Origin of the sequence: Streptomyces sp. A2-16, from assembly GCF_018128905.1 — a bacterium.
GTDB lineage: Bacteria > Actinomycetota > Actinomycetes > Streptomycetales > Streptomycetaceae > Streptomyces.
Window position 1 is genome coordinate 4,956,353 of the sequence record NZ_CP063808.1, and the last position, 17,946, is coordinate 4,974,298.

18 protein-coding genes are annotated in these 17,946 nt (G+C 70.6%); 14 read left to right on the forward strand and 4 right to left on the reverse strand.

The genetic code is table 11. The features are described from left to right. Positions 1-13: 13 nt before the first annotated feature. The 4 genes from IOD14_RS22210 to IOD14_RS22225 all read left to right on the forward strand — a co-directional run bounded on the left by IOD14_RS22210 (position 14) and on the right by IOD14_RS22225 (position 3,598). Positions 14-793, forward strand: coding sequence for an SDR family NAD(P)-dependent oxidoreductase (locus IOD14_RS22210; RefSeq protein ID WP_123986578.1), 780 nt, complete (start codon positions 14-16; stop codon positions 791-793). 119 nt (positions 794-912) lie between these two features. After that, the gene (locus tag IOD14_RS22215; protein ID WP_123986579.1) at positions 913-1,761 is read left to right on the forward strand and encodes an alpha/beta hydrolase; all 849 of its coding nucleotides are present in this window, start codon (positions 913-915) and stop codon (positions 1,759-1,761) included. A 35-nt stretch (positions 1,762-1,796) separates the two neighbouring features. Continuing rightward, entirely contained in the window at positions 1,797-2,651 is an 855-nt protein-coding gene (locus tag IOD14_RS22220; RefSeq protein ID WP_212671288.1) for an alpha/beta fold hydrolase, read from the forward strand. Further along, positions 2,651-3,598, forward strand: coding sequence for a zinc-binding dehydrogenase (locus tag IOD14_RS22225; RefSeq protein ID WP_212671289.1), 948 nt, complete (start codon positions 2,651-2,653; stop codon positions 3,596-3,598). The genes IOD14_RS22220 and IOD14_RS22225 overlap by 1 nt, the downstream gene beginning before the upstream one ends. Positions 3,599-3,762: 164 nt before the next feature. Here the strand turns inward: IOD14_RS22225 and IOD14_RS22230 are convergent, their stop codons facing one another. Then, positions 3,763-5,256 carry an AMP-binding protein gene (locus tag IOD14_RS22230; protein ID WP_212671290.1) on the reverse strand — a complete coding sequence of 498 codons (1,494 nt, stop codon included), beginning with the start codon at positions 5,254-5,256 and terminating at the stop codon, positions 3,763-3,765. 163 nt (positions 5,257-5,419) lie between these two features. Here IOD14_RS22230 and IOD14_RS22235 point away from each other — a divergent pair, with 163 nt between their 5' ends. The 8 genes from IOD14_RS22235 (at position 5,420) to IOD14_RS22270 (ending at position 13,345) form a co-directional block, all read left to right on the forward strand. Next, a complete protein-coding gene (locus tag IOD14_RS22235) occupies positions 5,420-6,667 on the forward strand; it encodes a Rieske 2Fe-2S domain-containing protein (protein ID WP_212671291.1) in 1,248 nt (415 codons plus the stop codon). A 115-nt stretch (positions 6,668-6,782) separates the two neighbouring features. Further along, positions 6,783-8,177 carry a peptidase dimerization domain-containing protein gene (locus tag IOD14_RS22240; protein WP_212671292.1) on the forward strand — a complete coding sequence of 465 codons (1,395 nt, stop codon included), beginning with the start codon at positions 6,783-6,785 and terminating at the stop codon, positions 8,175-8,177. Next, positions 8,174-9,133, forward strand: a complete 960-nt coding sequence (locus tag IOD14_RS22245) for a catechol 1,2-dioxygenase (protein ID WP_212671293.1) — start codon at positions 8,174-8,176, stop codon at positions 9,131-9,133. Before IOD14_RS22240 ends, IOD14_RS22245 begins: the two co-directional genes overlap by 4 nt. Continuing rightward, positions 9,130-9,999, forward strand: a complete 870-nt coding sequence (locus IOD14_RS22250; protein WP_249126020.1) for an IclR family transcriptional regulator — start codon at positions 9,130-9,132, stop codon at positions 9,997-9,999. The genes IOD14_RS22245 and IOD14_RS22250 overlap by 4 nt, the downstream gene beginning before the upstream one ends. Before the next feature lie 231 nt (positions 10,000-10,230). Further along, a complete protein-coding gene (locus IOD14_RS22255) occupies positions 10,231-11,235 on the forward strand; it encodes an NAD(P)/FAD-dependent oxidoreductase (protein ID WP_123986586.1) in 1,005 nt (334 codons plus the stop codon). Between the two features lie 7 nt (positions 11,236-11,242). Continuing rightward, positions 11,243-11,563, forward strand: coding sequence for a ferredoxin (fdxA, locus tag IOD14_RS22260; protein WP_123986587.1), 321 nt, complete (start codon positions 11,243-11,245; stop codon positions 11,561-11,563). Further along, complete coding sequence (locus tag IOD14_RS22265) at positions 11,560-12,366, forward strand: fumarylacetoacetate hydrolase family protein (RefSeq protein ID WP_212671294.1); 807 nt, start codon at positions 11,560-11,562, stop codon at positions 12,364-12,366. The genes fdxA and IOD14_RS22265 overlap by 4 nt, the downstream gene beginning before the upstream one ends. A gap of 166 nt (positions 12,367-12,532) precedes the next feature. Further along, the gene (locus IOD14_RS22270; RefSeq protein ID WP_249126021.1) at positions 12,533-13,345 is read left to right on the forward strand and encodes an alpha/beta fold hydrolase; all 813 of its coding nucleotides are present in this window, start codon (positions 12,533-12,535) and stop codon (positions 13,343-13,345) included. 201 nt (positions 13,346-13,546) lie between these two features. Here the strand turns inward: IOD14_RS22270 and IOD14_RS22275 are convergent, their stop codons facing one another. Beyond that, a complete protein-coding gene (locus tag IOD14_RS22275; RefSeq protein ID WP_249126022.1) occupies positions 13,547-14,311 on the reverse strand; it encodes a PIG-L family deacetylase in 765 nt (254 codons plus the stop codon). 15 nt (positions 14,312-14,326) lie between these two features. After that, complete coding sequence (locus IOD14_RS22280; RefSeq protein ID WP_212671296.1) at positions 14,327-15,166, reverse strand: hypothetical protein; 840 nt, start codon at positions 15,164-15,166, stop codon at positions 14,327-14,329. A 365-nt stretch (positions 15,167-15,531) separates the two neighbouring features. Between IOD14_RS22280 and IOD14_RS22285 the strand changes: the two genes are divergently transcribed. After that, the gene (locus IOD14_RS22285; RefSeq protein ID WP_212671297.1) at positions 15,532-16,050 is read left to right on the forward strand and encodes an AAA family ATPase; all 519 of its coding nucleotides are present in this window, start codon (positions 15,532-15,534) and stop codon (positions 16,048-16,050) included. Between the two features lie 171 nt (positions 16,051-16,221). Here the strand turns inward: IOD14_RS22285 and IOD14_RS22290 are convergent, their stop codons facing one another. After that, positions 16,222-17,091, reverse strand: a complete 870-nt coding sequence (locus tag IOD14_RS22290) for an alpha/beta hydrolase (RefSeq protein WP_212671298.1) — start codon at positions 17,089-17,091, stop codon at positions 16,222-16,224. Positions 17,092-17,321: 230 nt separating this feature from the next. Here IOD14_RS22290 and IOD14_RS22295 point away from each other — a divergent pair, with 230 nt between their 5' ends. Then, entirely contained in the window at positions 17,322-17,906 is a 585-nt protein-coding gene (locus tag IOD14_RS22295; protein ID WP_212671299.1) for a dihydrofolate reductase family protein, read from the forward strand. Positions 17,907-17,946: the final 40 nt, after the last annotated feature.

Consider the following 17,946-nt stretch of genomic DNA (forward strand, 5'->3'; position numbering starts at 1 on the left):
GCATGCTCGGCGGATGAGTTCCCCACAACACACCGAAGCAGCCCCGCAGAACGGGGCCGTGCTCGTCACGGGCGGCACGAGCGGGATCGGCCTGGCCGTCGCGGAGGCGGTGGCCCGTGCCGGGCGCCCCGTGGTGGTCACCGGGCGTTCCGAGGACCGCTGCCACGCGGCGGAGAAGCAGCTCCAAGGCATCGCGGGTGACCGCCGGTTGGCACTGGTCGCGGACACCACCGACCCCGACGCGCTGGCCGCGGCCGTGAGCCGGGCCGCCGAACGCTGGGGCCCCGTCACCGGCCTGGTGACGGCCGCCGGCAAGCTGGCCCGTGGCTCGGTGCTCGACCTCACCCCCGACGACTTCCGCGCCGCCCTCGACACCAACGTCGTCGGCACATGGCTGGCGATGCGCGCCGTCCTGCCCGGCATGCTCGACGCCGGTCACGGTCGCATCGTCACGATCGGCTCCGTGCTCGGCACGACCGGCGCCCCCGAACGGTCCGGCTACGCCGCCACCAAGGGCGCGGTCGCCGCGCTCACCCGGTCGGCGGCTCTGGAGGTCGCCGGGACCGGCGTCACCGTGAACTGCGTCGCGCCCGGCCCCGTCCGCACCCCCATGAACGAGAGTGCCACCACCACCGACGCCGCCGCCCAGGCCGCCTTCACCGCCAAGGTGCCGCTGGGCCGCTGGGGCACGCCCGAGGACATCGCCCACGCGGTGCTCCCGCTGCTCGCCGCCGGCTCGTCCTTCACCACCGGCGCGGTGGTGCACGCGGACGGCGGCTACACCGCGCAGTGAGCGATCACCCGGGCCACCCAGCGAGAGCGGTTCGCTGAACGGACCGCGCCGCTGGGCCCGCGCCCGGCCCGGTGATGGGCTCGACACCGCACCCCCCTGCTTCGTACGGAAGGACTCGCATGTCACCAGCACCGGAGAGCCACTACGCGGACGGCGCGGGCATCCGCTACCACTACCACGACCTCGGCTCGGGGACCGACACCGTGTTCCTGCACGGTGGCGGCCCCGGCTGCACCGCGTGGAGCGACTTCGGACCCGTCGCGCACCTGTTCGCCGCCGACCGGCGCTGTCTGCTCGTCGACATCCAGCAGTACGGCAAGTCGGAGAAGTCCCCCATCGAGGGCCCGATGTGGGACCACCACGCGGCGAAGACCGTCGGCCTGCTGGACACGCTCGGCGTCGACCGCGCCGACTTCATATGCAGCTCGTGGGGCGGCACCATCGCCCTCAACCTCGCCGCGAAGTACCCGGACCGGGTCCGCTCGCTGGTCGTCACCGGCAGCATGCCCGTCTTCTACGGACCGCTCGCCCCCCTCCCGGAGAACGGGCACCGTGGCCGCACGGCCCGCGACATCTACTACGGCGGCGAGGGCCCGACCCGCGAGAAGATGCGGGAGCTGATCACGAAGCTGGAGTGGTACGACGGCGCGAAGCTCCCCGAGGAGACCCTGACGCTGCGCTACGAGCAGAGCCTCGACGAGGAGGAGCGCGCGCTGGCGGCCATGTCCGACTCGCCGCGCGGCGAATGGCAGGACCTCACCGAGGAACTGGGGCAGATCCAGGCTCCCACCCTGTTCATCTGGGGCATGCAGGACGCGTTCCTCACCCCGGACTACCCGCTGATGCTGGCCCGCATGGTGCCGAACGGGAACCTCCACGTGATGGACCACACCTCCCACCACCTCGAGGAGGAGCGCCCCGAGGCGTACCACTCGGTGGTCAGCGGCTTCCTCAACTCCTTGAGCTGAAACATCCCCCTCCCCAACCGCCTTCGGAGTGCAGCATGTCCATCTGGACCGAGATCAGCCCCACCCCTTTCCGCGTCGAGTACGTCGACGCCGGCGGAGTTCCCACCCGCACCCTGCGCGCCGGTGACCCGGCCGCCCAGGCCGTCGTCTTCCTGCACGGCACCAGCGGTCATCTGGAGGCCTTCGCGCGCAACATCACCGCGCACGCCGCCTACGACCTGCACGCCATCGACATGCTCGGCCACGGCTACACCGGCAAGCCCGACAAGCCGTACGAGATCGCCGACTACGTCGCCCACCTGCTCGACTACCTGGACGCCGTCGGAGTCGACAGCGCCCACATCGTCGGCGAGTCCCTGGGCGGCTGGGTCGGCGCCCGCGCCGCCATCGACCACCCCGAGCGGGTGCGCAGCCTCCAACTGCTGTGCTCCGGCGGCACCGTGGCCAACCCCGAGGTCATGGAACGCATCCGCACCAGCACCAAGCAGGCCGTCACGTCCGACGACATCGAGCTGACCCGCAAGCGGATGCGGCTGCTCATGGCCGACGACGCCTCCGCGACCGAGGAACTGGTCGAGGTCCGGCACGCGATCTACCACACGCCGGAGTTCGTCGCGGGCGTCGACAACCTCCTGTCCCTCCAGCAGATGGAGCGCCGCCGGCGCAACCTGCTGCGCCCCGAGCACCTGGCACAGATCACCCAGCCGACGCTGGTGGTGTGGGGACGACAGAACCCGTTCGGCGACACCCCCGAGGCGACGGCGCTGCACGAGGGCATCCCCGGGTCGCGCCTGGAACTGTTCGAGAACTGCGGGCACTGGCCGCAGCACGAGCAGGCCGAGCGCTACAACCCCCTCAGCCTCGAGTTCATCGGCAAGGCCGCCGGCTGATGCGGGCCGTACGCTTCCACGCCTGGGGCGCCCCTCCGGTACTCGACGAGCTGCCGGAGCCCGTCCGCGCACCCGGTGAGGTCCTCGTCCAGGTCACGGCCGGCGGTGTCTCGCACCTCGACGCCACCGTCGCCGCCGGTGACTTCCAGCTCAAGCCGGCCCTGCCGTACATCGGCGGAGTCGAGGGCGCGGGCACGGTCCTGGAGTCCGACGTCGACTCCGGGCCGGCACCGGGTACGCAGGTCGTGCTGCGCGGCGGTGGCCTGGGTCTCCTGCGCGACGGAACGTGGGCCGAGCGGGTCAGCGTGAAGCGCAAGGCCGTCACGCCGCTCGCGGCTCCGCTCGACCCGGCGGTGGCGGCGAGCTTCTTCGTCCCCGCCACGACCGCGTACGTGGCCCTGCACGACATCGCCCGGATCGGGCAGGACGAGGACGTCATCGTGGTGGGCGCCGCCGGCGCGGTCGGCGCGATGGTCACCCAGCAGGCCCTGGCCGCGGGCGCACGGGTGACCGGGGTGGTCGGCCGGGAGGAGCAGCTCGCCGACGTGCCGAAGGGCGCGGAGGCCGTCACGCTGGACGATGCCGAGGGTCTCGCCCAGGACCGGTCGGCCACGCTGCTGGTCGACACGCTCGGCGGTGCCGGGCTCATCGGCCGCAGCCGCTGGGTGCAGCGGGGCGGGCGCGCCGTCGTCATCGGGTACGTCGCAGGCCCGCACGTCGAGCTCGATCTGCCGAGCTGGCTGCTCGACGAGGTGGCGCTGCTGCCGGTGAACATGATCCGTCAGGAACGCCGGGCCAGGGAGGTCTCCGGTGACCTGGTCCGGAGGCTCTCCGACGGTGAACTGACCCTGGCGGTCGAGGAGTTCGGCCTGGGGGACGCTCCCGCGGCGCTCGACGCCCTGCGCGGCGGGCGCGTGCGGGGACGGGCTGTGCTGCTGCCCGGGTGAGGGCCCGAGGCAGTGGGGCGTGGGAGCTGGTCAGGGGTTCCCACGCCCTCGTGAAGGCGTGTGCTGCGCGCGGCATCTCATCGGGGGAGCCGCGCGCGGCACACGCCTTCACGGCTGCGGGGCGCCGCGGGACGGCCGTCGCCGAACCCGCGTCCGGCCGGAGGTCAGCCGCATCGGTCCCACGTCCCCCCGGTCACCCCCCGCTCCCGCAGCACCGATTTGCGCACCTTCCCCGTCTCCGTGAGCGGCAACGCCTCGACCACGTCCACATACCGTGGCACCGCGAAGGCGGGAAGCTCCTCTGCGCAGTGCCGCGCCAGCTGCGCCGGATCGAGCGTGCGGCCGGCGCGCGGGACGACCGCCACCATCACCTCGTCCTCGGCCAGTGCGGACGGGACCGGGAACGCGGCTGCCTCGACGACATCGGGATGCACCCGCAGCGCGGCCTCGACCTCGTACGACGAGATGTTCTCGCCCCGGCGCCGGATGCAGTCCTTGACCCGGTCGACGAAACGGAACCAGCCGTCGGGCTCGCGCACCACCCGGTCACCGGTGCGGCGCCACGCACCCGGGTCCGGTGTCACATCGCCCAGATAGCCCGTGGCGAAGGCATGCTCCTGATCGGTGCGGACGACGAGTTCCCCTGGCGTACCGTCCGGCACGGGTGCGAGGTCCGCTCCGACGACTCGCGCCTCGAAGCCGTCACGCACCGTGCCCATGTAGCCGGGACGGCAGTCCTGCGGCGTGGAGCCGATGACCATGTTGGTCTCCGTGGAGCCGAACCCGTCGACGAGGGCCACGCCGAACCGCTCGCGGAACACCTCCCACAGCGCACCAGGGGTGCCCGGGCCGAGTCCGCGCCAGGCCCGGTGCGCGCGGTCGGCGGGCCCGGGGGGCTGCGCGAGCAGCATCGGCACCATGGCGCCGAGCACATACACGCAGGTGGCGCCGGTCTCGGCGGCCCGCGTCCAGTGGCGCGAGGCGGAGAACCGGCGGTCCACCACCAGGGATGCCCCCACCGTCATCGCCTGCGCCAGCGTGTTGAGCGCGTTGGTGTGGAACAGGGGCAGGCACGTGTAGAGCGTGTCGTCGGCGGTCAGGCGCAGCGAGTCGGCCACGTTCCGGCCCCACCAGGCGAACTGGGCGTGCGGGCAGCGCACGCCGCGGGAGGGGCCTGTGGTGCCGGAGGTGAACAGGACGGCGGCCGTGTCACCGGGACGGGACGGGTGGGTGTCGAGCGCCTTCTCGAGGCCGGGGACCGGGGCCTGCGGCGAACCGGTCACCCACACCTCCCCCGCGTATCCCACGTGCTCCACGCGTGCGGCCAGTTCCTCCTCCGCGTACAGGAACCGCGGCTGCGAGGCGTCCAGCGCGTGCCGGAGCAGGCGTCCGTGCAGTGCCGTGTTGAGCGGGACCACGACCGCGCCGAGCCAGGCACAGCCGAGCACCAGGTCGATCAGTTCGACGCGGTTGGACAGCAGCGCGGCGACCCGGTCCCCCGGGCGGCAGCCGCGGGCCGCCAGCGCGCCGGCCATCGTGGCCGCGGCCGTGCGCGTCTGCGCGTAGGTGCGCGTGGTTCCGTCGAGGCTCAGGAAGGCCCGTTCGCCGTGGTGAGCGGCCGCCGCGTCGACCAGGCCGGGAATCGTCAGGCGGTTCATGAACGGATGCTGTCCGCCCCCGCCCTGAGCGATCAAGGTCCGTGGTTCGCTGACCGGTCCGCCGCACGGCACGGTCCGTTCACCGGAACAGGTTCATAGGCAGGCACCGCGCCGCGCCGGATGCTCGTGCGGCACACCCACTGGAGCAGGAGGCCACGACGAGATGACGACGAGCGAACGACCCCTCGCTGCACGCAAGAGCACGGCGAAGGAGCCCGCCAAGGCGCCACGCGCATCCGCCGACAAGATCGGCCGGCAGGACTGGTCTTCCTGGCCCCACTACGACAAGGCGGCGTCCGGTTTCCGCGGCTACTGGTACCCGGTCACCTGGGCCAGCCACATCACAGGCGCCCCGAAGCCCTTCACGATCTGCGGCGAGAAGATCACGCTGATCCGTGACAACGGCAAGGTGTACGCGCTGCACAACCGCTGCCCGCACCGCGGCGTCCCGCTGTCCGAGGGCAACCAGCAGTTCCCCGGCACAGTCAGCTGCCCCTATCACGGCTGGACCTTCGACCTGCCCACGGGCAATCTGTCCGCGGTCATCACCGACGGTCCCGGCTGCCGCCTCACGGGCAAGCTGAGCGTGCGCACCTACGCCGTCGAGGAGCGGCTCGGCATGGTCTGGGTGTACATCCCCCTCGCCGAGGAGGAGCCGCACCCGATCGACGAGCAGTTGCCCGAGGAGCTGGTGTCGAACGCCTTCGTGATGGGCGGCCGTTTCGATCCGCGCGGCGGCAACTGGCGCTTCGCCTGCGAGAACGGCTTCGACGAAGGACACGCCAAGTACCTCCACCGCACGGCACTGTGGCGCCTGTTCAAGCCGATGCCGACGTGGAACATCACCCGGATCGTGCCGAAGGACCGCTGGATCTACCGCGTGCAGGACGAGGTCTACTGGGAGGCCGACTTCCCGGGCGTGGGCCGCTGGACCAACAAGCGGTGGTGGATGAAGCAGCCGCCGGAGGGGACGTTCAACCTCGGCAACACCGGCGCGACCGACAAGGTCGACCCGGTGATCGAGTCCCAGGACTTCCCCGGCTTCGCGTCGCTGTCGATGCCGGGCGTGCTGCGGATCGCCTACCCCAACTTCATGCACTACGAGTTCTACGTGCCGATCGACGCCGACAACCACATGTACGTCGGCGTGATGGTCAACTTCAAACAGGGCTGGGACACCCTCCGCTTCTACGGCAAGTACCTCGGTGCCATCCGCTGGCTGTTCCACGGCCAGTTCTCGGGCCAGGACGCCTGGATGGTCGACGTGACCGACGCGCCACCGGAGAAGCTCTACCGCCCCGACGTGTCGCTGACCGCCTGGCGCAACCTCAGCGAGGAGGAGTACGGCAAGAAGCTCGCCGCCGCCGGCGTCACCGAACCCACCACGGACACCACGGAAACGGAGGCCTGATCATGGTCCGCACCCTGTTCAAGATCCTGCTCGGCGTCGCCATCGCGGTGGCACTCCCCCGCGCCAGGAACCGCTTCGCGCAGACGACGCTGACCCAGGTGCACCGGATCAACCAGTGACCGGGGACCAACCCGTCGACGAGCCCTCCGGACTCTCCGGGCTCGACGAGCAGCGTCGCGCCTGGGTCACGGAGGCCTGGGAGCATGTCACCGACGAACGGCTGCGCGAGCTGATCGTCGGCCTCGTCGGAATCGCCAGCCCGACCGGGGACGAGCGACCGCTCGCCGAGTTCATCGCCGGGAACCTCGCATCGGTCGGGCTGCGCTCGGCCTGTCAGCCGCTCGACGCCCGCCAGGCGAACGCGTGGGCTCGGCTCGAGGGCGACGGCACCGGACCCGATCTGATGCTGTACGCGCCCATCGACACCCTGACTGTGGGTGACGAGAGCGAGGACGTGCCGTGGATCGGGCCGAAGCTGCGCGAGGACATGCGTCCCGAGGCCACCGTCTACGACGACCTGGTGACCGGCCTCGGCGCCTCCAACCCCAAAGGCCACGCGGCCTGCGTGATGATGGCCGCCGAGGCGATCGCACTGTCCGGGGTTCCGCTGACCGGGGACCTGGTGGCCGCGTTCGGCGCCGGCGGCATGCCGACCAACGCCCGGCCGGGCAGCGATCGGCTCAACACCGGCCAGGGGGTGGGCTGCTCGTTCCTCCTCGAACAGGGCGTCCACACCGACTACGCGGTCATAGCCAAGCCGGGATGGACCGTGTCGTGGGACGAGGTCGGCCTGGTCTGGTTCGAGGTGACGGTGCACGGCACCCACACCTATGTGGGCTCGCGCCACCGGCTCCCGTACGACAACGCGATCACCCGCGCCGGCGACGTCGTACGGCACCTGGAGCAGTGGTTCGCCGAGTACGCGAAGCGGCACACCGGCGGCACGGTCTCGCCGCAGGGCATCGTGTCGTCGGTGCGGGGCGGCTGGCCGCGCATGGCCGCGGTGACCACGGCTGCCTGCAACCTGCGGGTCGACCTGCGGATCGCCCCGCAGACGAGGCCCCTGCAGGCGAAGCGTGAATTCACCGCGGCCATCGCGGAGTTGAAGCGCTCGATGCCGGGGCTCGACGCCAAGGTCGAGATGGTCCTCGCCATCCCGGGGACCACCACCAGCCGGGAGAGCTGGATCTTCCGCAGTGCGGTCGCCGGGTGGGAGGCCCTCGAAGGGCGCCCGCACGAGGTCCTGAACGGCAACAGCGGCGCGACCGACGCGAACATCCTGCGTGCACGCGGCATCCCCACGGTCCGCGTCGGCATGCCGAAAGTGGCCGAGGCACCCTTCGACATCGACTTCGCCCGCGGCATGAACACCGTCTCCGTATGGGAGATGCAGAAACTGACCCGCCATCTGATCCGCACGGCGGTCGACACCGTGACCCGAACCCGCGCGGAGTGCGACTCCGCCCGGGAGTCCGGGCCCGCCATGAAGCCGGAAGGAGCAACGGCATGAGCGAGATCGTGCTCGGTGTGGGGGCCTCCCACAGCACGTTGATGAACACGCACTGGGAGGAGACCCTCCACAAGGACCGCGCCGAACGCTTCCGTGACGCACTCGGCCAGGCCCGCGACGAACTGGCCCGCGTCCGCCCCGACACCGTCGTCCTGATCGGCTCGAACCACTTCCGCGGCTTCTGGCTCGACCTGATCCCGCCGTTCACGCTGGGCGTCGGGGAGTGCATCGCGAGCGGCGAGTCCGGGACACCGAAGGGCCCGCAGCCGGTCGATGTGCCGCTCGCGCAGCACATCGCCGGCTCGCTGGTGCAGAGCGGCCGGTTCGATCCGGCGTTCTCCGCCCGGCTCCAGATCGACCACGGGCAGTCGCACGCCATCCAGTACCTGCTCGACGGGCTCGACGTGGAGATCGTGCCGCTGGTGGTGAACGTCTTCGCGCACCCGCTGCCGACCCTTCAGCGATGTCAGGAGCTGGGGGTCGCCATCCGCGAGGCCGTCCTCGCCTTCCCCGGCGACCGGCGGGTCGCGGTGGTCGGCTCGGGCGGACTCTCGCACCGGCTGCCGTGGCCGGACTGGCGCGAACCGCACGGCGACGACGAGGAGTTCATGGTCGGCGCGTGGCTCAACGGCCGCGAGAACTGGCAGGACTACGACACCCGCCGCCGCGAGATCATCCGGGCCGCCGAGGCCTCCCTGACCCCGGAGTTCGACAACGAGTTCCTCACCCTTCTCGAACGCGGCGAGGCGCACCGCCTCACCGCGTACACGACCGAGGAACTGGAGAAGGCGGCGGGCAACGGCGCACAGGAGCTTCGGACATGGCTCCTGATGGCCGCCGCCCTCGATCATGCGCCCGCACGGCGTCTGGCGTACGAGCCGATACCCGAGTGGCTCACCGGGATGGGCGTCGCGGTCATCGACCCGGCGTCCGCGGACGCGGGGCAGTCGGCATGAAAGCGCCGGCCGACGTGAGGCTGGCCGGTCACCACCCCCTCGCCCACCCGGTCGCGCACCCGGCGCCGCAGGGACTGATGTACGCGGCACACCGCGCCGCGCCGGCGCCCGCGAGCGAGGAGGCGGGCGGGGCCGACTCCATGAACTCCGTTCTGGGGAAGGTCCGTCCGATCCTGGAGGCCTTCACCTCCGACGACGCCGCCCTCTCGCTCGCCGAGCTGGTGCGCCGTTCAGGGGCGGCCAAGGCCACGGTGCACCGGCTGGCCCAGGAGCTGGTGACCTGGGGGCTGCTGGAGCGGGAGGGGTGCGACTACCGACTCGGACTGCGTCTGTTCGAGCTGGGGCAGCGGGTGCACCGTCAGCGCATCCTGCGCGAGGCCGTGCAGCCGTACATGGAGGATCTCCTCCTGATCACCCGGGAGACCATCCACTTCGCCATCCACGACAGCCTGGACGTCGTCTACCTGGACAAGATCTTCCCGCACCGCGGGCTCAACGCCGAGTCCCGGGTGGCGGGCCGACTGCCCCTGTACTGCACGGGCACCGGCAAGGCGATCCTCGCCTTCTCGCCGCCGTCGCTCTTCGTCGACGTGGTCCGGGGCGGCCTCAAGCCGATCACCCGCCACACGGTGGTCTCGCCGGGCCGTCTGCGCGCCCAGCTCGACCGGATCCGGGAGGAGGGCATCGTCCTGGAGTCCGAGGAGATCAGACTCGGCTACGCGAGCCTTGCCGTTCCGGTGTTCGCGGGCGGCACCACACTGGTGGGCGCGCTGTCCATCACGGCGCCCACCTACCGGATGGACGCGGCTGGGTACGCGACGGCACTGCGGACGGCCGCGCTCGGGATCGGGCGTTCTCTGGCCTGAGTGCTCTGCCGGACGCCCGGTCGCAGGTCCGCTGTGCGACCGGGTGGTTGTTGAGAAAAGCAGTACACGCGGCACACAGCGAGGGGCCCGCCGGACGGCGGGCCCCTCGCTGTGTGCTCCACAGACACCGACGCCCCGCCGCACACCGCCCGACCTGCTGCGTCTTGATGCGTACCGCTCACCGGAACGACTCCGTAGGGAGAAACGGTCCTCGTTCCTACGCTCGCCGACATGAGCCAACTCACCGACGACACCGGCGTCCTGACCACCGACGTCCTGATCATCGGCGCCGGTCCGGCGGGCCTCTACGGCGCCTACTACGCCGGGTTCCGGGGCCTGACCGTCACCGTCATGGACGTCCTGCCCCAGCTCGGCGGGCAGATCAGCGCCATGTATCCCGAGAAGCCGATCTTCGACATCGCCGGCTTCCTCTCCGTGCGGGGCCGCGACCTGGTCGACGGCCTCGTGGCCCAGGCCGAGTCGTACTCCCCGCGCTACCTCCTGGGCCACCGGGCCGCCGAGCTGACGCACGACGCCGACGGCCTGCCGGTCGTCCGCAGCGACCAGGGGGCGACGGTGCGCGCCAAGGCAGTCGTCATCACGGGTGGCGTGGGGACGTTCACCCCACGCCCGCTGCCCGCCGGAGAGGAGTTCCTCGGGCGCGGACTCGAGTACTTCGTGCCGGACCCGCTCGTGCACGCGGACCGGGACGTGGTGGTCGTCGGCGGCGGGGACAGCGCCTTCGACTGGGCAGCCCTCCTCGCGCCGATCTCCCGGTCGGTCACCCTCGTGCACCGCACCGCCCGCTTCCGCGCCCACGCGGCGTCGGTCGAGAAGGTCCGCTCCCTCGGCGTGGAGATCGTCACCGACTGCGAGGTCAGCCGGCTCACCGGCGCCGACCGGGTGGAGCAGGCCGAGATACAGCACCGCACCACCAAGGAGACCCGTCTCGTCCCGGCCGGAACCGTGGTCGCCGCACTCGGCTTCATCGCCGACCTCGGCCCGCTCCAGCACTGGGGGCTGAATCTCCAGGCCCGGAAGATCACCGTCGACACCCACATGGCGACCAACCTGCCCCGGGTGTTCGCCGCGGGCGACATCACCGACTACCCCGGAAAGGTCCGCCTCATCTCGGTCGGCTTCGGCGAGGCCGCCACCGCCGTCAACAACGCGGCCACCGTCATCGACCCGGAAGCTGCCCTGTTCCCCGGGCACTCCACCGAGAAGGAGCACTGAGCACACCATGGCGTACGTCATCGGCGCGTCCTGCGTCGACATCATGGACCGGTCCTGCATGGAGGAGTGCCCGGTCGACTGCATCTACGAGGGCGAGCGCAAGCTCTACATCAACCCGGTGGAGTGCATCGACTGCGGCGCCTGCGAAGTCGCCTGCCCCGAGCAGGCGATCACGGTGGACCGCAAGGCGGACCCCGAATTCCGCGAGGACAACCGGCGCTTCTTCACGGAGGCACTCCCCGGCCGCGACAGCGCGCTCGGCTCCCCGGGCGGGGCCACACCGCTGGGTCCCGTCGGCGTCGACACGCCCATGGTGAGTTCCTTGTGAACGCCGCCGACGCCACGAAGGCCGCCGACGCGCTGCTGGCCGCCGAGCGCACCGGCGAGGCTTGTCCCCCCGTGCGGAACCTGCTCCCCGAGGGCGACATCGACGCCGCGTACCTGGTGCAGCGGATCAACGTCGCGCGCGGCCTGGAAGCGGGACGCCGCATCGCCGGGCGCAAGATCGGACTGACATCCCCCGCGGTCCAGGCCCAACTCGGCGTCGGTCAGCCGGACTTCGGCACTCTCTTCGCCGACATGGCCGTACCCGACGGCGGTACCGTCGCGGCCGGGCGGCTCATCCAGCCGAAGGTCGAGACGGAGGTCGCGCTCGTGCTCGGTGCGGACCTGCCGAACCGCGACTGCACGGTGGCGGACGTGATCCGGGCGACCGCCTTCGCGCTCGCCGCGCTGGAGATCGTGGACAGCCGCAACGCCGACTGGGACATCACCATCGTGGACACCGTCTCCGACAACGCCTCCAGCGGCCTCTACGTCCTCGGCGGCACACCCGTGCCGCTGTCGGGCCTCGACCTGCGTGCCGTACGCATGACGATGACACGCGACGGCGCATCGCAGCCGGTCTCGGAGGGCATCGGCGCCGACTGCCTGGGCGGTCCCCTCAACGCGGCCGTCTGGCTCGCCTCGACGCTGGCCCGCGCCGGAGACCCGCTGCGCGCCGGGGACGTGGTGCTCACGGGGGCGCTCGGCCCGATGGCGGTCGCCGCGCCCGGCAACCGTTTCGAGGCCCGCATCAGCCAACTGGGCCGCATCAGTGTGCAGTTCGCGCCGGAAGCAGACGCCGCATGAGTGGCACGAGCACCTCACACGGCACGCCGACGGGCTGAGCGAAGTGTTCCTGCGGCACCTGGCCTCGTACGACCCGCCACCGACCTCATCGAAGCCGGCGGCACCGCGGTGCCGCCGGCCCTGTGACGAAAGCGACCCGCGCATGACGGACACGACGCACACGAGCATGAGCACCACCACGCTGCGCAAAGGCTACGCATCCAGCCGCTTCGGCCAGTTGCACTACGTGGAGTGCGGCGAGGGCGAGCCCGTACTGCTGCTCCACCAGACGCCGCGCTCCTGGACGGAGTACGTCGACGTCCTGCCCCTCGTCGGTGCGCGATACCGGGCGATCGCCATGGACACCCTGGGCTACGGTGCCTCCGCGAAGCCCGAAGGCCCCCATTCCGTGGAGCGTTTCGCCGACGGCGTGACCGACCTCGTCGACGCGCTCGGCCTCGACCGGTTCCACCTCGTCGGACACCACACCGGCGGAGTGATCGCCGTCGAGGTCGCGGCCCGCCTCCAGGACCGCGTGACCAGCCTGATGCTGTCGGCGGCCGCATTCGTCGACGCCGAGAAGCGCAACGGCGCCGGGCACGGCCGCATCGACCACGTCGACCCCAAGCCCGACGGCTCGCATCTCCTGGAGCTGTGGAACAGGCGGCGCAGCTTTTACCGGCCGGGCGAGGAGGCCGCACTGACCCGGTACGTCATCGACGCCCTGACCGTGCTGAACCGGGTCGAGGAGGGCCACGAGTCACTGCGCCGCTACATCATGGAGCCCCGCCTGCCACACATCACCGCACGCACCCTCGCCGTCTGCGCACCAGGGGATCATTACTCGCTTCCTTCGCTCGCCAAGTTCGCGGCATCACTGGGCTGCGAGACCCGGGTACTGTCCGACGGGCACGCGGCGGCACCGGAGCAGGTGGCGGAAGAGTTCGCCCGGACGGTACTTGCCTGGGTGAGCCACCACGACGGAGACAACAGCGCTTGAGGCTGATCCTTGCCTCCGGCTCCCCCTCCACGGGAGGGGCGGATCGAAGCCCTGGCCTGAGCCTCCGCGAAAACCCCTGGAGCACGACCTGCCACGAGCCGGGCATCGGCCCGCGCCGGACCCGTCCACGACCCCAGACCAACGGCAAACAAGTGCAACCCTGCACGTCAAAACCGAACGCCCGGCAGCGTGTCTGTCCGGTCAGCGCACCTGGGGTCGATCGAGCGCCGGGGGGAACAGCGTGAGCAGGGGGCTCTCGAACGCCTCGAACGCGGCTCCCTGGGCGGCATAGGCGGGGTGGAGGCGCCAGGCGGCGTCCGCGGCGCGGTGGCGGATGTAGTCCTCGCGCAAGTACCAGCGCCCGCGCTGGGACGTGTGCCTGGCCAGGGCCTTGATCTTGTCGTCGAGGAAGTCAGTGATGTCCACCAGAACGGTGGGCGCGAAACCGCTGTGGGGAGCGTGGGGCTCGCCGTAGAGCACGGTGTGGCAGGTGGGGACGCGGGTGGCCGCGTTGGTGGCGGCCGCGCCCACGGCGAGATGGTCCTGGTGGTCATTGCCGGCGCTGGGACTGTGAGTGATCAGAATGTTGCACTCACGGGCCCTGAGATCCCCCTCGACCAGGGAGATCAGCTCACGGTCGGGGTGCAGCGCCCCGTCGGGAAGGCCGAGGCAGGTCACCTCCACGCCGGTTCCGTCCCAGGCGGCCTGCGCCTCATCGATCCGCTCCCTCTCGGTGAGACGAGCCCCCCGGGCCGCGTCCGTGAGGGAGACGCCGTTGACACCGTGAGTCAGGCACAGCACCGTCACCGTGGCACCGAGTCGGCGGAAGTGCCGCAGCGTGCCGTAGGCGAGGAGTTCGGCGTCATCGGGATGTGCCACCACGGCCACCACCCGTTCCGCAGCACTGCAGTCCGCGATCGTCATCGTCACCGCCCTGCCCTCGGCCACCGCGGGCCGAAGAGGCATCGCAAGGTCACGTCCCTACCCTCCGCTCCGCCGGATCCACGAACTCCGGCCACCCGACCTGGCGCGCCGTCCGCGCGAAGAACTGCGGACCGGATGGAAGGCACGCCGGCCATCCGGCTTCGCCAGCTCGGCGGCAACCGTCTCCCACTCGACGTTCCTGTCTCCCAGGTCGTTGAAGTAGGGATCGTCCTGGGGACAGTGCCAGGCGCTGCGGAAGCCGGTGTCCACCACCGGATAGTCCAGCAGCTGTGCGAACAGGGGGTAGCGCAGCTCGTCGTTGCCGAAGTCGGGCGGATCGCAGGCGGCATAGTCATCGAGGAATGCCCGGGGAAAGCACGGCCCGTCAGCCAGACAGCCGTACGGGGTCCCGTCATAGCCGAAGCGGGCGCGGGCGAAAGCCAGAAGGTCGTGCCACTCCCGCGCCTCGTCATCGCCGGCGATCCAGCGCCAGTCATCGCCGATGACACTCAATGGCGTCGGCACCGTCAGACCCACCGCACCGGCCGGCACCTTCGCATACAACCGGTCCAACGGCTCCGCGAGCAGCAGGTCCCAGTCCAGCAGATGCAGAACGTCGAAGCGCAGTCGATGGCCCACGTCCCGGTACCAGTCCAGCAGTACCAGGTCCCCGTTCTTCCAGTTCCACGACCCGCTGTGGCGGGACATGTACAGAGTGTCCAGTCCCAGTGCCCGCCGGCCCGTCAATCGGAAAGCGCCACCGCGCAGGCCACCCGGGCCACCGAAGACGCCATGCACCCCCACCCCGGGGTTGAGCCGCCGGACCAGCCCGATACGGGCCTGGCAGACCAGGGGGTCACGGTGAAACCGGAAGACCACCACCCGCGTGACCGACATGAAGCAATGCTAGGCATAGAAGAGTATTCTTCGCATATAGTGCGATTCTGCCTCGTCCTGTCTTGCAGATGCCGCGCGCTCGTGTCTCTGTCCCGGCGCAGCCGCGGTCGCGCAGCGGGCCGACCTCGCCTGTCACACGGACCTGGCCGGAGGTGCGGCGATGGGAAGGGCCGATGTAGACATCGACGCCGAAGAGGCCGCGCTCGTGAGCCGGCATCGATGAGCTCCTTGGTTCATGCTCAGGCGCCGGCGAGGCGGTGCTCCTATCGCCTCGCACACGCCACAGCAACGAGCCCACTGCCACTGAGAGCACGAAACCGACGATCAACTGCCTTCAGCTCTCCTGCTGAGGCAGCATTGCGCCCATGCTCATCGTCATCGGCGGCCTGCCCGGCACCGGCAAGACCACGCTGGCCCGCCTCCTGGCCGCGCGCCTCGACGCGGTCCATCTGCGCATTGACACCATTGAACAGGCCATCGTCCGCTCTGGCCTGGCCCAGCACCCTGTCGGACCGGTCGGCTATGTCGTCGGATATGCCTTGGCCGAGGATCATCTCCGGCAAGGACTCACGGTGATCGCGGAATCGGTCAATCCCCTGGCCATCACGCGCGACAGCTGGCGCAACGCCGGATCCAGGGCTGGTGTCTCGGTCGCGGAAGTGGAATGCATCTGCTCAGACCTGGAGGAGCACCGGAAACGTGTCACCACCCGGTCGACCGACATCCCCGACCTTCCGCTGCCCGACTGGCAACAGGTTCGCCGCCATCACTACGAACCATGGGATCGGGACCACATCGTCATCGACACCGCTGGGGAGAAGCCCGAAGAGTCCCTCGCCGCGCTGCTCGACCATCTCAGTCACGCATCGGCGGACGCCTCATGACCGCGCCCCGAAGAGAGAGCGGCTGCGCATCGCGGCGGCCCGCAGACCGAAGGGCGGAGGGCCGCCGGTAGGAGGCCGAGGCCGTCAGCCGGCCTTGGCTGGTTCGGCGGCCCGGGCTCGGGTGGGGGCGAGGCAGTAGGAGTCTGTGCCGGTCTCGATGACGCCCGTCGCTTACGAGGCGCCGTCAAGGACCTGGCGCAGCCGCTGCGCGAACTCGTCCGGCTTCCCCGCATATCCGAACTCTCCGTCCATGAACCCGCCGTGATGGCTCGGGAACACACTCACCCGCTGTCCGAGCAGTTCAGCAGCCGCGACGGCGGTGCGTCCGGTCAGCACGTCCTCGGACTCCTCGCCCAGAGCGATCACGACGCGGGTCGGCGCAGCGGCGATCGCCTCGGCATCCGGCCGATAGCTGCTGACCGCCCATGACCGGTCGGACAGCAGCGGATCCTCACGTGAGCCGTCATCCTCCACGGGCATCCCGAACGCGGCGGGATCGGCCTCTGGCTGTGCGAAGTACGCGTCGGTGAACTCTCCCTTCCACGAGGTCATCGCCACGAAGCCAGCCATCCCGGCCCCCCATCCCCGCTTCTCGTAGGCCTCCCGGACTCCGGCCCACGCCCGCACGGCCGCCGGGCCGTCCGGCGTGAGGGTGATGAGCGGCGGCTCGTGCGCGACCAGGGTGGTCACGTCTGCCGGATACGTCGCCACGACCTCGAGCGCGGTGATCGCTCCCCCACTGCTGGCGAACATCTCAACCGGCCCGGCCCCGAGCGCCTCGATCACGGCGTGGACGTCGCCGGCCTGGGTCTGCGGCGTGTGGTCGACCCGCCCGTCCTTACGGGTGCTGCGACCGAGGCCGCGCGGGTCATAGGTGATCACGGTCCGCTCGGGAAAGCGCGCGGCGAGCGCGGTGAAGCCCGAAGCGTCCATGGGCTGCCCGATCATGAACAACGGCGGGCGTCCATCCGTGGCCGGCAGCTGCCCGCGAACGTCATAGACGAGGTCGGCGCCGGCTGTCTCGAGTGTGTGAGTCTCCATACCAGTGCAGACCGGCCCCGTCCCCGAAACTCATCGGCACGGCAGGAGACGCTCCACGAGGGGTCCACGCTCCTGTCCCGGAGCGCGCCCCCACCCGATGCAGCACATCCCACGCCCGGCCCTCGGCAGGACGGCATAATGCGGGCAGGCCACTGCATGATCACTGGCAGACCGATGAATTCGGGCCTTCCGGGTGGTCTATGCAGGACGAAAGGCCACAGGAGGTCCGCATGTCCAAGGTCTGTACGCACATGACGATGTCGCTCGACGGCTACGTGGCCGACCCCAAGGACGGAACCGGTGAGCTGTTCGGCTGGTACGACGCCGGCGATGTCACCGTGCCGAGTGCCGACGAGCGCTGGTGCTTCCAGGTCGACGCGAACAGCGCGGAAATGTTGCGCGGGGTTCTCGCCGGGGCTGGTGCACTCCTCTGCGGCCGTCGGCTGTTCGACTTGACCAACGGTTGGAACGACAAACACCCGATCGGCGCGCCAGTCGTCGTCGTGACCCACAACTCGCCGGAGGAGGCCGCGAAATGGCCGCGTACCACCTTCGCGGACGGCGTCGCGGAAGGTATCGCGCGCGCCAAGGAGATCGCCGGGGACAAACACGTCATCATCGCCAGCGCTGACATCGCCAGGCAGGCGCTTGACCTGGGACTGGTGGATGAGGTCTGCGTCAGTCTCGTACCGGTGCTGCTCGGCAAGGGAATCCCCTACTTCGCCAACCTGACCAGCGCACCGCACCGCTTCGACGACCCGGTCGTGATCCAAGGCAAGGGCGCGACACACTTGCGATACCGCGTGCGACGCTGAGGCCCCCAGACTCCACCTGCCCATTGGCCTGGTCGATCCG

Coding starts and splice junctions, on each gene's coding strand:
- IOD14_RS22280 (WP_212671296.1), bottom strand. CDS start 15,166: ATGTCGGTCACGCGGGTGGTGGTCTTCCGGTTTCACCGTGACCCCCTG.
- IOD14_RS22285 (WP_212671297.1), top strand. CDS start 15,532: ATGCTCATCGTCATCGGCGGCCTGCCCGGCACCGGCAAGACCACGCTG.
- IOD14_RS22225 (WP_212671289.1), top strand. CDS start 2,651: ATGCGGGCCGTACGCTTCCACGCCTGGGGCGCCCCTCCGGTACTCGAC.
- IOD14_RS22210 (WP_123986578.1), top strand. CDS start 14: ATGAGTTCCCCACAACACACCGAAGCAGCCCCGCAGAACGGGGCCGTG.
- IOD14_RS22270 (WP_249126021.1), top strand. CDS start 12,533: ATGAGCACCACCACGCTGCGCAAAGGCTACGCATCCAGCCGCTTCGGC.
- IOD14_RS22235 (WP_212671291.1), top strand. CDS start 5,420: ATGACGACGAGCGAACGACCCCTCGCTGCACGCAAGAGCACGGCGAAG.
- IOD14_RS22220 (WP_212671288.1), top strand. CDS start 1,797: ATGTCCATCTGGACCGAGATCAGCCCCACCCCTTTCCGCGTCGAGTAC.
- IOD14_RS22245 (WP_212671293.1), top strand. CDS start 8,174: ATGAGCGAGATCGTGCTCGGTGTGGGGGCCTCCCACAGCACGTTGATG.
- IOD14_RS22275 (WP_249126022.1), bottom strand. CDS start 14,311: ATGCCTCTTCGGCCCGCGGTGGCCGAGGGCAGGGCGGTGACGATGACG.
- IOD14_RS22290 (WP_212671298.1), bottom strand. CDS start 17,091: ATGGAGACTCACACACTCGAGACAGCCGGCGCCGACCTCGTCTATGAC.
- IOD14_RS22215 (WP_123986579.1), top strand. CDS start 913: ATGTCACCAGCACCGGAGAGCCACTACGCGGACGGCGCGGGCATCCGC.
- fdxA (WP_123986587.1), top strand. CDS start 11,243: ATGGCGTACGTCATCGGCGCGTCCTGCGTCGACATCATGGACCGGTCC.
- IOD14_RS22295 (WP_212671299.1), top strand. CDS start 17,322: ATGTCCAAGGTCTGTACGCACATGACGATGTCGCTCGACGGCTACGTG.
- IOD14_RS22230 (WP_212671290.1), bottom strand. CDS start 5,256: ATGAACCGCCTGACGATTCCCGGCCTGGTCGACGCGGCGGCCGCTCAC.
- IOD14_RS22250 (WP_249126020.1), top strand. CDS start 9,130: ATGAAAGCGCCGGCCGACGTGAGGCTGGCCGGTCACCACCCCCTCGCC.
- IOD14_RS22255 (WP_123986586.1), top strand. CDS start 10,231: ATGAGCCAACTCACCGACGACACCGGCGTCCTGACCACCGACGTCCTG.